Below are 13,228 nucleotides of genomic sequence, written 5' to 3'. Positions count from 1 at the left end.
AGTTTTCGGAGGTCGATTTATGGAGAATGAGAAGACGGCTGTTACGCCGGAAGAGAAAGAAGTAGTATCCAAAAATTTTATTGAGCAGGAGATTGAGAAAGATTTAGCGGAGGGCGTTTACGATCATGTCCAGACCCGTTTCCCGCCGGAGCCGAACGGCTATCTGCATATCGGACATGCAAAGTCAATTCTGTTAAACTATGGATTGGCAAAGCAGTATGGCGGAAAGTTCAACCTGCGTTTTGATGATACCAACCCGACAAAGGAGAAGACGGAGTTCGTAGATTCCATCATGGAAGATGTGAAGTGGCTCGGTGCAGATTTTGAGGACAGACTGTTCTTTGCATCAAACTATTTCCAGAAGATGTACGAGTGTGCCGTTTTCCTGATCAAGAAGGGCAAAGCATTCGTCTGTGATCTGTCCGCAGATCAGATTCGTGAGTACCGCGGTGACTTTACGACTCCGGGTAAGGAGAGCCCGTACCGCAACCGTAGCGTGGAGGAGAACCTGCGCCTGTTCGAGGAGATGAAGGAAGGCAAGTACCAGGACGGAGAGAAAGTTCTGCGTGCGAAGATCGATATGGCATCCCCGAACATCAACATGAGAGATCCGGTTATCTACCGTGTTGCCCATATGCATCATCACAACACCGGCGATGCATGGTGCATCTATCCGATGTATGACTTCGCTCATCCGATTGAGGATGCGATTGAGCACATCACACATTCGATCTGTACGCTGGAGTTCGAGGATCATCGCCCGCTGTACGACTGGGTTGTCCGTGAGTGTGAGTTTGAGAACCCACCGCGCCAGATTGAGTTTGCAAAGCTGTATCTGACGAATGTTGTAACCGGAAAGCGTTACATCAAGAAGCTCGTTGAGGACAAGATCGTGGACGGTTGGGACGATCCGCGTCTGGTTTCGATCGCAGCTCTGCGCCGTCGCGGTTACACGCCGGAGGCAATCAAGATGTTCGTGGAGATGGTCGGCGTTTCCAAGGCAAACAGCTCTGTTGACTCTGCAATGCTTGAGTACTGCATCCGCGAGGACTTAAAGCTCAAGAGATCCCGTATGATGGCAATTCTTGATCCGGTGAAGCTGGTGATCGACAACTATCCGGAAGGTCAGACCGAGATGATGGAAGTTCCGAACAACTTAGAGAATCCGGAGCTTGGTTCGAGAAGGGTTCCGTTTGGAAGAGAGCTTTACATCGAGCGTGAGGACTTCATGGAGGAGCCACCGCGCAAATACTTCCGTCTGTTCCCGGGCAACGAGGTACGTCTGATGAGTGCATACTTTGTGACCTGTACCGGATTTGAGAAGGATGAGAACGGCAACATCACCGTGATCCATGCGACCTACGATCCGGAGACGAGAAGCGGTTCCGGTTTCAATGCGCGCAAGGTAAAGGGAACGATCCACTGGGTTTGCGCAGAGACCGCAAAGAAGGTAGAGTGCCGTCTGTATGAGAACATCGTTGATGAGGAGAAGGGCAAGCTGAATGAGGATGGTTCCCTGAACCTGAATCCGAATTCCCTGACAATTCTCAAGGACTGCTATGTGGAGCCGGCTCTTGCTGAGGCAAAGCCGTATGAGAGCTTCCAGTTTGTCCGCAACGGATATTTCTGTGCAGACTGCAAGGACAGCAAGCCGGGTCAGCCGGTATTTAACCGAATCGTGTCCTTGAAGAGCTCCTTTAAGATTCAGAAATAAGAAGTAAAAAGAAGCATTTGAATCGAGATCCAAATTGAGGTTCAAAGGAGAATCGAGATTCAAATAAAAATCGAGATCGAGATAAAGAATAAAGATAAAAAAGGATCAAAATCGAGACAGATTTTAAACAGCAGAGGACAGGCGTATCTTGCGTCTGTCCTCTTTCTGACGGATGGGAGAGAAACGCTCCGATCACAGAAAAGAGAAGTGCAAGAATGAGATAGGTAAGAAAGAAAACGAGATAAGAAAGAAAATCAGATAAGAGGGAAAATGAGATAAGAAGGAAACTGTGAAAGGAACGAGAAAGGGAGAGGGGTACAAACATGGATCTTCTGATTCCGCTGGATTCCCAGCTGAAAAAACCGCTCTATGAGCAGATTTATGCACACATCCGCAGGGAGATTCGAGAGGGAAATCTGCGCGTGGGAGAGCGACTTCCGTCGACGCGCACGCTTGCGACGCATCTGAAGGTCAGCCGTAGCACAACGCAGATGGCATACGACCAGCTTCTTGCGGAAGGATATATTGAAGCGCGTCCGTATCGGGGCATTTACGTCGCACAGATGGAGGAGCTTGTCGAGGTCGAGACACCGGTCTGCGTCGAGGAGGGGACGGATGGATTTTTGGAGACAAGAGAGACGAGAGAGGAAGAAAATCTCGTTGACTTCTCACCGCGAGGAATCGATCTCGAAAGTTTTCCGTATAACATCTGGAGAAAACTGTCGCGCAACACGCTTGTGAATGACAACCGCGAGATGTTTCTCTCCGGGGATCATCAGGGCGAAAATGGTCTGCGCGAGGCGATTCGCGCGTATCTGCACTCTGCGCGAGGTGTGAATTGTCGGGCGGAGCAGATCATCGTCGGAGCGGGAAGTGAGTACCTGCTGATTCTGCTCTCTCAGATTCTCGGGAAAAACCGGATGATTGCGATGGAGAATCCGACTTACAAGCAGGCATATCGCGTTCTTCACAGTCTGGATTATCCGGTGTGTCCGGTCGATATGGATGGATTCGGGATGATTCCGGAGCTTTTGGAGCAGAGCAGGGCAGATGTCGCCTACGTCATGCCGTCCCACCAGTTTCCGACCGGGGCAGTCATGTCAGTCGGTCGCAGGCAGGAGATGCTTCGCTGGGCTCTCGCGGGGGAGGATCGCTATCTGATTGAGGACGATTACGACAGTGAGTTTCGTTACCGCGGAAAACCGATTCCTGCGCTTCAGGGAATGGACCGCGCTGGCAGAGTGATCTATATCGGAACGTTTTCAAAGTGCATTGCACCGGCGATTCGAGTCAGTTATCTCGTGCTTCCGGAGCAACTCTTAAAGAAATACAAATCGCAGACGGGATTTTATGCGTCCACAGTATCGCGGATTGATCAGAACATCTTGTATCAGTTTTTGTCACAGGGATATTTTGAGCGTCATTTGAACCGGATGCGTGCGATTTACCGTGCAAAGCATGATGCAATGCTCACGGCACTCAGACCGCTTGAGAAAGAATTTGAGATTCATGGAGAGTATGCCGGGATTCACATTTTGCTGACAAGCAAAAGTGGGAGATCTGAGGAAGATCTGATTCGGCGAGCAGAGAAGGCCCGCGTGAAGGTGTATGGACTCAGCGGATATTTCATTCATCCGGAGCACAACCATCGACCGGCGACGATTGTGCTCGGATATGCCAGTCTCAACTTAGAGGAGATCGAGACGGGTGTAAAGACTCTGATCGAGTGCTGGAAATCCTAAGAATTCTTATTTTGATCTTCTTAATGCTGACAAGCAAAAGTGGGAGATCTCAGGTAGGATTTTGAAATTCTGAGAATTCTTATTCTTCTTAAATGAATGTTCTTATGAAGTAGGATTTAGGAGCGGAACTTTCCGTCAGGTTTCCAGAACATCATCCATGAAATCAATGATTCCCTGCTCGACATAGTCTTTGATTGTGCTGTAATTGTGGATCTCGTGGCGGTAGCCGGAGTAAACTTCGGTGCGCACTGCGTGTCCGGTCTCGTACAGCCAGTTGCTGACCTCGTAGATGCCCTTTCCGTATTCGCCAACCGGGTCCTGATCTCCGCCGATGTTGTAGATTGGAAGATCCTTTGGAACCTGGGATGCCCAGTCGGTTCCCTCGATGGAGGTCATCATCTGGGTGAAGTAGAGCAGGGCGCGATTGCTCGTCGGTTTCGTGAACGCGTCAAACGGATCTTCCGCGTGATCTCTCTGAACATATGGGTCTGCGCAGATCCACTCGTTTCCGATCGAGACTTCGCCACAGCGCTCACACATCCAGCCGAGGAGACTGGCGGTGAAGGCTGGATCAGATTCTTCTCCGTGTCCCTCTGCGACCACTTTCTCGAGAGCTTTCTGAGCTTCGCGTGCACCGCGGAAGATGCCGGTCGTTCCACAGATCGTAGCTCCGGCAAGCTCACTGCCATAGTGAGCCATGTAATCGCGAGTGATAAACGACCCCATGCTGTGTCCGAAGAGGAAATACGGCAGATCCGGGTATTTTTCGCAGACAAGATTGTGGAGCGTGTGTTCATCCTCCATCATCGTGTGGAAACCCTTGTCGCCCCAGTCGCCCCAGATTCCGCTTACCATTGCAGTCTTTCCGTGACCGACATGGTCGTCGGCAGAGACGATGTAGCCTGCATCGAGAAAGGCGGAGATCATATGAATGTATCGTCTCGAATGTTCCCCGAAACCGTGAATCAGCTGAACAATTCCCTTCGGCTTCATAGCGGGAACGTAGATCCAGCCCTGTACATGGTCGCGCTCGTTGTAGGAAAGAAAACTCACTTCATGTAACATCGCAATACCTCCTTCATCAATCAATCAAGTAAAACAACCCCCGAAATACATCGTCAGAACGATATTATCAGAAATATATCGTCATCCGAATGCATCTTTGTACAAATTATACAACGAATATGCTTATAAATCAATTATTGACAGCTTTTTGACGAAAACAAAAACAGACTCCAGGAATGACGGAAGATGAGATCAAACCTGAAGTCTGTCTGAGACTTTTTATCTGTCTTAATTACAAATCGTATTTTGATGATAAGTAGTATTTCAATTACAAATCATATTTCGATGATAAATGGTGTTTCGTTAAGGATGGCATTCTTCGTTACTGTTCATCTGATAATCTTATTCAGCGTCTTTGTCGTCGTCCGCAGTGTCTGCGGTGTCTGCTGTGTCATCCTTAGCGTCTTTGTCATCTTCTGTGTCCTCACTGGTCACATACTCGACGGCATCCTCTGCGTTCTCATCTGCCGATGCTCCGGACTTCTCGATCTCCTCAGCGAGGTGGTCGGTGACTGTCTCCGTCACATCTGCGGTGTGCTCGATCGCATCGGTGGCGTTGTCGGCAACGTCGACAACGAGATCTTCTGCCTTCTCTGTTGCAGTCTCGGCGAGATCCTCAGCCTTCTCGACTGCGGTCTCCGCAAATTCCTTGACTTTCTCAGCCGTGTCGCCTGCCTTGATGATGATGTCCTCAGCGGTATCGCCTGCGACTTCCTCGACAGCCTCCTTGACTTCGCTTGCAGTGGATTTGGCAGCGGAAGCCGTGTCAGAAGCGACGCCGACGGCATCTCTTGCGGTGTCCGTCACAATCGTAGCGACATCGCGAACCACATTGCGGGCAGCGCTCGCAGCATCCTTCGTGGCGTTGATCATATCGCCGGCAGCGACAAGAAACTCATCCTTGTCTGCATGAAGGGATACATAATTACGGCTCATCGTGCTGTCCGGAACCGGGGTATCCTCCTCATCATCATCTTCAAAATCATGAAAATCTTTGTCCAGTTCCTTATTGAAGGAATGATACTTCTTTAAGTAAGAAATTCCTGCTGCGGCAGCACCGGCAACAGCAGTGAGAGCCATCAGCTTTCCTAATCCTTTTTTTGACATACCCGTTCTCCTTTCTGCGGCCGGACTGCTGGTTCCCCATAAAAAACTGAAATGATTTCCGAGATTATAAAGATTATAAACATTATAAACCGAAACTATTTTCTGAAATCTCTGAATTCGATGGAAAATATGCAGTGGTTTCGTACTTTCAGCCGTCTTTAAAGAATATTGTAATACGAATATGGGAAAAAAGAAAGGGGACAACGATAAAAAATTTATAAAATTAGCACTCAACTATTGACAGTGCTAACAATGCGTGGTATAAATGGTATTGTGAATCGAAAGAGAGATCGAAGCAAGATCTTATGAATGAAAAAGCAGCGAAAAATAAGGAGGAATCATCCATGAAGTTAGTACCATTATTTGATCGTGTTGTATTAAAACAGCTTGTAGCAGAGGAGACGACAAAGTCCGGTATCGTACTTCCGGGTCAGGCAAAAGAGAAACCACAGCAGGCTGAGGTTATTGCAGTTGGTCCTGGCGGTGTGGTTGATGGCAAAGAAGTTGCAATGCAGGTTAAGGTTGGCGACAAGGTTATCTACTCCAAGTACTCAGGCACTGAGGTTGAGCTGGATGATGAGAAGTATGTTGTTGTAAAGCAGAACGACATTCTGGCTGTTATCGAGTAATTAGAAATAGAAATAAAGATTAGGAAGATTCGATTTAATTTCAGATCGAATTTCCGGGTTTATGTTAGATTTTATTTCCAGTTTTGTTTCCGAATTTTGCGGAAGCAGGATAAAAAGATGGATCATATTGGAGGAATGAAATTATGGCAAAGCAGATTAAATATGGCGTAGATGCCAGAAAAGCTCTGGAAGCAGGTGTGAATCAGTTAGCAGATACCGTTCGTGTGACGATCGGACCGAAGGGACGCAACGTTGTTCTTGACAAGTCTTTCGGCGCTCCGCTGATCACCAACGATGGTGTGACGATCGCAAAAGAGATCGAACTGGAAGATCCATTTGAGAACATGGGTGCACAGCTGGTAAAGGAAGTTGCAACCAAGACCAACGATGTAGCCGGTGATGGTACCACGACCGCAACTGTTCTGGCACAGGCTATGATCAATGAGGGAATGAAGAACCTGGCAGCAGGTGCAAACCCGATCGTTTTAAGAAAGGGTATGAAGAAGGCAACTGAGGCTGCTGTTGAGGCAATCCAGAAGATGAGCCAGCCGATCGAGGGTCGTCCGAGCATTGCAAGAGTAGCAGCAATCTCCGCAGCAGATGATGCAGTTGGTGAGATGGTAGCAGATGCAATGGAGAAGGTTTCCAAGGATGGCGTTATCACCATCGAGGAGTCCAAGACCATGAAGACCGAGCTGGATCTTGTAGAAGGTATGCAGTTTGACCGTGGTTATATCTCCGCTTACATGTGCACCGATATGGATAAGATGGAAGCCGTTCTGGATGATCCGTACATCCTGATTACCGATAAGAAGATTTCCAACATTCAGGAGATCCTGCCGATTCTGGAGAAGATCGTACAGTCTGGTTCTAAGCTGTTGATCGTTGCTGAGGATATCGAGGGCGAGGCACTGACCACCCTGATCGTCAACAAGCTGAGAGGAACCTTCTCCGTAGTTGGTGTCAAGGCACCGGGTTACGGCGACAGAAGAAAAGAGATGCTGAAGGATCTCGCAATCCTGACCGGTGGACAGGTAATCTCCGAGGAGCTTGGTCTGGAGTTGAAGGATACCACGATGGAACAGCTTGGTCGTGCAAAGTCTGTTAAGGTTCAGAAAGAGAACACGATCATCGTTGACGGCTGTGGCGATAAGGATGAGATCGCAGCAAGAGTTGCTCAGATCCGTGCACAGATCGGCGAGACCACTTCAGAGTTCGATAAGGAGAAATTACAGGAGAGACTGGCTAAGCTAGCAGGTGGCGTAGCAGTCATCCGTGTAGGTGCTGCAACCGAGACTGAGATGAAGGAAGCAAAGCTCCGTATGGAGGATGCTCTGTCCGCTGCAAGAGCAGCTGTTGAGGAAGGTATCATTTCCGGTGGTGGTTCTGCATACATCCATGCAATCGAGATGATCAAGGATCAGGTTGAGGCTCTTGAGGGCGATGAGAAGACCGGTGGAAAGATCATCCTGAAGGCACTGGAAGCTCCGCTGTTCCACATTGCAGCAAACGCAGGTCTGGAAGGCTCCGTTATCATCAACAAGGTAAAAGAGTCTCCGGTAGGAACCGGTTTTGATGCATACAAAGAGGAGTATGTAGATATGATTAAGGCAGGTATTCTGGACCCGGCAAAGGTAACCAGAAGCGCACTGCAGAATGCTACGAGCGTAGCATCTACCCTGTTGACAACTGAATCCGTAGTTGCTAATATTAAAGAAGAAACCCCTGCAATGCCGGCAGGTGGCGGTATGGGCGGAATGATGTAATACAGGGCAGAGCCAGAACAAAAGCTGTCTAATAGGGAGAGCTGCCAGGATTTAGTCCGGCAGTTCTCCTTTTTTATTCCTTAAAATTTTGTGGATTTTTTATTCATTTTAATGGAAGATTTATTCCACGAAAAAGATCGTTCCATGAGATAGATTCATGAGATAGATTTTTTGTGAAAGAATTGATTTGACCAGAGAATTTATTTATTCCATAAAACGAAAAACATTCCGCACAAGAATCGCACTCTTTAAAAGATAAAGAAAAAAGGCAAATAACTTTAAGAAAGGAGTTCGCTTCCCATGAACGAATCCTACGCAGAACATCTCATTTCGAGAAAAAGTCCATTCTATGCACCAATTCTTACAATTGTACTCGGGTTGTGTACGGCAGTCTCTGTTTTTTTCGCCCTGACGACGGGCGTGCTCGCCGTGGTTCTCATGTTTGGATTTGGCTTTCTCACCTATCTCTGTCACAGAAACACCCATGTTGAATATGAATATTTATACGTTGACAAGATGCTCTCGATCGACATCATCCTCGGCAAGTCCAAGCGAAAAAAAGGATATGAGTGCACGATGGATGAGATCCAGGTGATCGCACCGGAGGGCTCGGATCGTCTGAATAATTATGGAACACCATCAAAGACTCTTGATTACACCTCTCACGACGGAAAGACGAAGCCGTATGTAGCGATTGTCGAGTCGAGTGGAACGACGATCAAGCTGATTTTTGAGCCGGATGAGAAGATGCTCAAGTGCTTCCGCCAGACTGCTCCGCAGAAGACATTTTTACAGGGATGAATCTGCGCTGAGCGAACAGGATACCGACAGGGGATTGGTGGTATGGTGGTATTGGTTCAAGTCTCAAGTCGACGCTTGCGCAGAATAAGCGCGTGATTTTCCTGGTCAGTGGGTTACCCAGATTTAGATTTATAAGAAGATTTTAAATTATTTATAAGAAACAGAAAATTGCGAATAATCAAACATTTCACACAAAAAGAATTCACTCAATTTGGATGAAAAAAAAGATTTGACAAGCAGAAAGTTTTTTGCTAGACTAGGTAACTAATAACACGGAGTAAGCATCTCCTTACCAGGTATAGGAACTTTGCTTATTCTAAAAAAACGAAAGAAAGAGAGGAAATGATAATGGGTACAATTATTGGTGACGGCATTACATTTGATGACGTTCTTCTCGTACCATCTTATTCACAGGTTATCCCGAATCAGGTAGATCTGACGACTTACCTGACCAAGAAAATCAAGCTGAATATTCCGCTGATGAGTGCTGGTATGGATACGGTTACGGAGCACCGCATGGCGATCGCTATGGCACGTCAGGGAGGTATCGGCATTATACACAAAAATATGTCGATTGAAGCTCAGGCGGAAGAAGTCGATAAGGTAAAGAGATCTGAGAACGGTGTCATCACAGACCCATTTTTCCTTTCCCCGGAGCACACACTCAAGGATGCAGATGAGCTGATGGGCAAGTTCCGCATCTCCGGTGTTCCGATCACAGAGGGACGCAAACTGGTGGGTATCATCACCAACCGTGATCTGAAGTTCGAGGAGGATTTCAGCAAGAAGATTCGTGAGTGCATGACCTCCAAGAATCTTGTGACTGCAAAGGAAGGCATCACCCTGATGGAGGCAAAGCGCATCCTTGCAAAGGCAAGAGTTGAGAAACTGCCGATCGTCGATGATGATTTCAACCTCAAGGGACTGATCACAATCAAGGATATTGAGAAGCAGATCAAGTATCCGCTGTCCGCAAAGGATGCACAGGGTCGTCTGCTTTGCGGAGCTGCACTCGGCATCACCGCAAATGTTCTCGATCGCGTAGAGGCTCTGATGAAGGCACACGTTGACGTAGTCGTTCTTGACTCCGCTCACGGTCATTCTCAGAACGTTTTGAACTGCGTTCGCATGATCAAGGAGAAATATCCGGATCTTCAGGTTATCGCAGGAAACGTAGCAACCGGCGAGGCGACCAAGGCTCTGATCGAGGCTGGTGTAGATGCCGTTAAGGTTGGTATCGGACCTGGTTCCATCTGTACGACCCGTGTCGTTGCAGGTATCGGTGTTCCGCAGATCACCGCTGTTATGGACTGCTACGCAGTTGCAAAGGAATACGGAATCCCGATCATCGCAGATGGCGGAATCAAGTACTCCGGAGACATCACAAAGGCGATTGCAGCCGGTGGTAATGTCTGCATGATGGGTAGCCTGTTCGCAGGTTGCGACGAGAGCCCGGGTTCCTTCGAGCTGTACCAGGGAAGAAAGTACAAAGTGTACCGTGGTATGGGTTCGATCGCAGCAATGGAGAATGGTAGTAAGGATCGTTACTTCCAGTCTGACGCAAAGAAGCTTGTTCCGGAAGGCGTTGAGGGACGTGTTGCATACAAGGGTATGGTAGAGGATACCGTATTCCAGATGCTTGGTGGTCTCCGCGCAGGAATGGGATACTGCGGAGCAAAAGATATCCCGACTCTTCAGGAGACCGGTAAGTTCGTGAAGATCTCTGCCGCAGCTCTGAGAGAGAGCCATCCGCATGATATTCACATCACGAAAGAGGCTCCGAACTACAGCGTAGATGAATAAATTTTGAATTTATAATTTAGAAATATTTAGGAATCTAAATAGAAACTTTCTGAATTGAGAATTCTGGATGAAAAAGATACCGTCGTGTTTGACACGGCGGTATCTTTTTTCTATTTTTTATGTTATACTGTCCACAAAGGTTATTGCTCAGATATAGGCACTTTTGGAACCGAACGTGCCGTAAGATGACGTAGCGGTAAAAAACAGCAAAAACTAGGAGAGGATGATAGATAAAATTATGGAAAGAATGAATTGCGGAATGCGTTGCCACGATCTGTGCGCAAAGGCAGATATTGATACGGTACTTGATACAGTGAAGGAGAATGGAATTCATCAGATTCAGCTCGCATTCGGAAAGTCGATTGCGGGATTTGATTTTGCACCGGGTCATTATTCCCCGGGAATGGCACACATGATCGCCGAGAAGTTAAAAGAGCGCGACATCCATGTGGCAGTGCTTGGCTGTTACATCAATCCGATTCATCCGGACAAGGAAGTGCGCCAGGCGTCGATCGCGAAATTTATCGAGCATCTGAAATATGCAAAGATCATCGGTGCCGATCTTGTCGGAACGGAGACCGGACGTTACAGCCGTGATTTCTCCGTTGTTCCGGAGACTTACACCGAGGAGAGTTACCAGATCTTCCTCGACACGATGGGACAGATTGTCCGCGCAGCAGAGAAGCTCGGTGCGACGGTCGGTGTCGAGGCTGTTCACGATCACACGCTGTGTACCCCGGACAAGATGCGCCGTTTCCTCGATGACATCGATTCTCCGAATGTGGAGGCGATTCTCGATCCGGTAAACTTAATCAGCGCAGAGAATTACAAGGAGCAGGATGCTGTGATTGCTCGTGCTCTTGAGCTTTACGGCGATCGCGTGAGCATGCTCCACATCAAGGATTTCCGCATGGAGAACGGAGAGCCGGAGTTTGAGCATGTCGGAGACGGTCTCTTCCATTATCAGCCGATTCTCTCATGGCTCAAGAAGGAAAAACCGTATGTGACGATGCTTCTGGAGAATTCCAACAAGGAGCGTTACCACAGTGATGTCGCTTTCCTGAAAAAGATTTACGATGAGATGTAATAAAGATTTTTCAAACGTATCCACTGGCGCAGACCCTGCAATTATGATATACTTTAATACGATCTAAAAAATAAAGGATGAATTATGCTGAACGAGGACAAGATTAAACTGATGGCGGGAATTTCTTTCTTTGAAAAACGAGAGGGAAAACACATTCGTCCCGCTAACCGGTACTTCATGAGCGACTACATCAGCAGTCGGATGTTACACGCATTCTTTTCATACACCTTCTGTTATTTTCTGGTGGTGGTGATCTGGATGCTTTACAGCATGGAGTCACTTCTCGATACGGCAAGCCTGGATCTTGTGATGAATCATGTGCGCAGTGCCTGTGTGTTTTATGTGATTGGGCTTGTTGGATATCTGGCGATTGCCGTTCATGTCGCAAAGAGCCGGTATGAGTACGCCCGGCGCGGTATGAAGGTGTACGTTGCCAAACTGAGACGTCTGGAGAAACGGTATGAGTTTCAGAGCCGGACGAAAGAACTGACGAAGGAGGGTAGCCGACATGATGATGCTACTACTCGAACTTAAAGAACGGCTGAAGGCATTTTATGGAGGATATGCGACGCTGACAGACGGGATTGTGAAGTTCGTCTTTACGCTGACAGCGCTGATCCTGCTGAATCAGAATATCGGGTTTCAGACGGAGTTAAAAGAGATCTGGGTTACCCCGCTTCTCGCATTGCTCGGCGCGTTTCTGCCTTATGGGGCGATCAGCCTTCTGCTGGCGGGAGTGATGCTTGCGCATATTTATGCAGTGTCTTTGGAAATTATGCTTTTGACAACGGCGATTCTTGTAATCATCGCGCTGTTGTACTACGGATTTCAGCCGGGAGACAGTTTCTGGCTGGTTCTGACACCGATGGCGATTCTCTTAAAGATTCCGCTTGCAGTTCCTCTGCTTGCAGGTCTTTCGGGAAGTCTGCTTACGATTATTCCGGTCAGCTGTGGCGTCATGATTTCCTATATTCTGCTGTATGTGAAGCAGAATGCGGGCGTGCTCACAAACGATGCTTCCGTGGATCTCGCGCAGAAGTATGTGCAGATCATCCGGGCATTGATGGGAAACCGTGAGATGTTTGTGATGATGGGCGCCTGTGCAGTGGGGATTCTGGTTGTCTATCTGATCCGGAATCGCTCTGTGAATTATGCGTGGATGCTTGCGATCATGTTTGGAACGATCGCACAGCTGACCGTTGTGTTTGCGGGAGATTATCTCTTCAATGTCTCATTTCCGATCGGGGAGATCGTGATCGGGACGTTGATTTCGATTCTTCTGGCATTGATTTATCATTTTTTTGTATTCTCGGTCGATTACACGAGAACCGAGTATACGCATTTTGAAGACGATGACTACGTTTACTATGTGAAGGCAGTACCGAAGCTGACGGTCTCTCAGCCGGAGATCCGGGTTCAGCGGATGAATAATCCGGGAAGAAAGCACCGGATGCGCCGGGAGGAAGCAGAGCGGGAGTAGAACCCGTTGCCGTTTGTGTTGCGTGTTGCACATG

General features: G+C 48.0%; 11 protein-coding genes. 9 read left to right on the top strand and 2 right to left on the bottom strand.

Annotated features, from left to right (window positions below; genetic code table 11):
* Positions 1-19: 19 nt before the first annotated feature.
* Both ACR0QT_RS00135 and ACR0QT_RS00130 read left to right on the top strand, forming a co-directional pair.
* A complete protein-coding gene (locus ACR0QT_RS00135) occupies positions 20-1,714 on the top strand; it encodes a glutamine--tRNA ligase/YqeY domain fusion protein (RefSeq protein WP_432628902.1) in 1,695 nt (564 codons plus the stop codon).
* Positions 1,715-2,037: 323 nt separating this feature from the next.
* Positions 2,038-3,456, top strand: coding sequence for a PLP-dependent aminotransferase family protein (locus tag ACR0QT_RS00130; protein WP_432628901.1), 1,419 nt, complete (start codon positions 2,038-2,040; stop codon positions 3,454-3,456).
* Between the two features lie 135 nt (positions 3,457-3,591).
* Here ACR0QT_RS00130 and ACR0QT_RS00125 read toward each other — a convergent pair whose 3' ends face one another.
* Together ACR0QT_RS00125 and ACR0QT_RS00120 are read right to left on the bottom strand one after the other, a co-directional pair.
* A complete protein-coding gene (locus ACR0QT_RS00125; RefSeq protein WP_432628900.1) occupies positions 3,592-4,521 on the bottom strand; it encodes an alpha/beta fold hydrolase in 930 nt (309 codons plus the stop codon).
* 342 nt (positions 4,522-4,863) lie between these two features.
* Positions 4,864-5,628, bottom strand: coding sequence for a hypothetical protein (locus ACR0QT_RS00120; RefSeq protein WP_432628899.1), 765 nt, complete (start codon positions 5,626-5,628; stop codon positions 4,864-4,866).
* A gap of 344 nt (positions 5,629-5,972) precedes the next feature.
* On the opposite strand from ACR0QT_RS00120, the gene ACR0QT_RS00115 reads away from it, so the two are divergent.
* The 7 genes from ACR0QT_RS00115 to ACR0QT_RS00085 all read left to right on the top strand — a co-directional run bounded on the left by ACR0QT_RS00115 (position 5,973) and on the right by ACR0QT_RS00085 (position 13,194).
* On the top strand, positions 5,973-6,257 hold the full coding sequence (locus ACR0QT_RS00115) for a co-chaperone GroES (protein WP_432628898.1): 285 nt from the start codon (positions 5,973-5,975) through the stop codon (positions 6,255-6,257).
* A gap of 143 nt (positions 6,258-6,400) precedes the next feature.
* Positions 6,401-8,023: a chaperonin GroEL gene (groL, locus tag ACR0QT_RS00110; RefSeq protein ID WP_432628897.1), complete on the top strand. Its 1,623-nt coding sequence runs from the start codon at positions 6,401-6,403 to the stop codon at positions 8,021-8,023.
* Positions 8,024-8,323: 300 nt separating this feature from the next.
* Positions 8,324-8,824 (top strand): DUF6106 family protein, encoded by a 501-nt coding sequence (locus ACR0QT_RS00105; RefSeq protein WP_432628896.1) that lies wholly within the window; start codon positions 8,324-8,326, stop codon positions 8,822-8,824.
* Between the two features lie 348 nt (positions 8,825-9,172).
* Entirely contained in the window at positions 9,173-10,627 is a 1,455-nt protein-coding gene (gene guaB, locus ACR0QT_RS00100) for an IMP dehydrogenase (protein WP_432628895.1), read from the top strand.
* 238 nt (positions 10,628-10,865) lie between these two features.
* Positions 10,866-11,714: a sugar phosphate isomerase/epimerase family protein gene (locus ACR0QT_RS00095; protein ID WP_432628894.1), complete on the top strand. Its 849-nt coding sequence runs from the start codon at positions 10,866-10,868 to the stop codon at positions 11,712-11,714.
* Positions 11,715-11,798: 84 nt separating this feature from the next.
* Positions 11,799-12,248 (top strand): hypothetical protein, encoded by a 450-nt coding sequence (locus tag ACR0QT_RS00090; protein WP_432628893.1) that lies wholly within the window; start codon positions 11,799-11,801, stop codon positions 12,246-12,248.
* Positions 12,226-13,194 carry an ABC transporter permease gene (locus tag ACR0QT_RS00085; protein WP_432629088.1) on the top strand — a complete coding sequence of 323 codons (969 nt, stop codon included), beginning with the start codon at positions 12,226-12,228 and terminating at the stop codon, positions 13,192-13,194. The genes ACR0QT_RS00090 and ACR0QT_RS00085 overlap by 23 nt, the downstream gene beginning before the upstream one ends.
* Positions 13,195-13,228: the final 34 nt, after the last annotated feature.

Origin of the sequence: Brotaphodocola sp. (assembly GCF_050873365.1) — a bacterium.
In the GTDB taxonomy this organism is placed as follows: Bacteria; Bacillota; Clostridia; order Lachnospirales; family Lachnospiraceae; genus Brotaphodocola.
Note: the sequence above shows the minus strand (reverse complement) of the source record. Positions and strands in the feature narration are given on the sequence as shown.

Bases quoted from the DNA above. Each gene is read 5' to 3' on its own strand.
- ACR0QT_RS00135 (WP_432628902.1), top strand. From the start codon at position 20: ATGGAGAATGAGAAGACGGCTGTTACGCCGGAAGAGAAAGAAGTAGTA.
- ACR0QT_RS00130 (WP_432628901.1), top strand. From the start codon at position 2,038: ATGGATCTTCTGATTCCGCTGGATTCCCAGCTGAAAAAACCGCTCTAT.
- ACR0QT_RS00125 (WP_432628900.1), bottom strand. From the start codon at position 4,521: ATGTTACATGAAGTGAGTTTTCTTTCCTACAACGAGCGCGACCATGTA.
- ACR0QT_RS00120 (WP_432628899.1), bottom strand. From the start codon at position 5,628: ATGTCAAAAAAAGGATTAGGAAAGCTGATGGCTCTCACTGCTGTTGCC.
- ACR0QT_RS00115 (WP_432628898.1), top strand. From the start codon at position 5,973: ATGAAGTTAGTACCATTATTTGATCGTGTTGTATTAAAACAGCTTGTA.
- groL (WP_432628897.1), top strand. From the start codon at position 6,401: ATGGCAAAGCAGATTAAATATGGCGTAGATGCCAGAAAAGCTCTGGAA.
- ACR0QT_RS00105 (WP_432628896.1), top strand. From the start codon at position 8,324: ATGAACGAATCCTACGCAGAACATCTCATTTCGAGAAAAAGTCCATTC.
- guaB (WP_432628895.1), top strand. From the start codon at position 9,173: ATGGGTACAATTATTGGTGACGGCATTACATTTGATGACGTTCTTCTC.
- ACR0QT_RS00095 (WP_432628894.1), top strand. From the start codon at position 10,866: ATGGAAAGAATGAATTGCGGAATGCGTTGCCACGATCTGTGCGCAAAG.
- ACR0QT_RS00090 (WP_432628893.1), top strand. From the start codon at position 11,799: ATGCTGAACGAGGACAAGATTAAACTGATGGCGGGAATTTCTTTCTTT.
- ACR0QT_RS00085 (WP_432629088.1), top strand. From the start codon at position 12,226: ATGATGCTACTACTCGAACTTAAAGAACGGCTGAAGGCATTTTATGGA.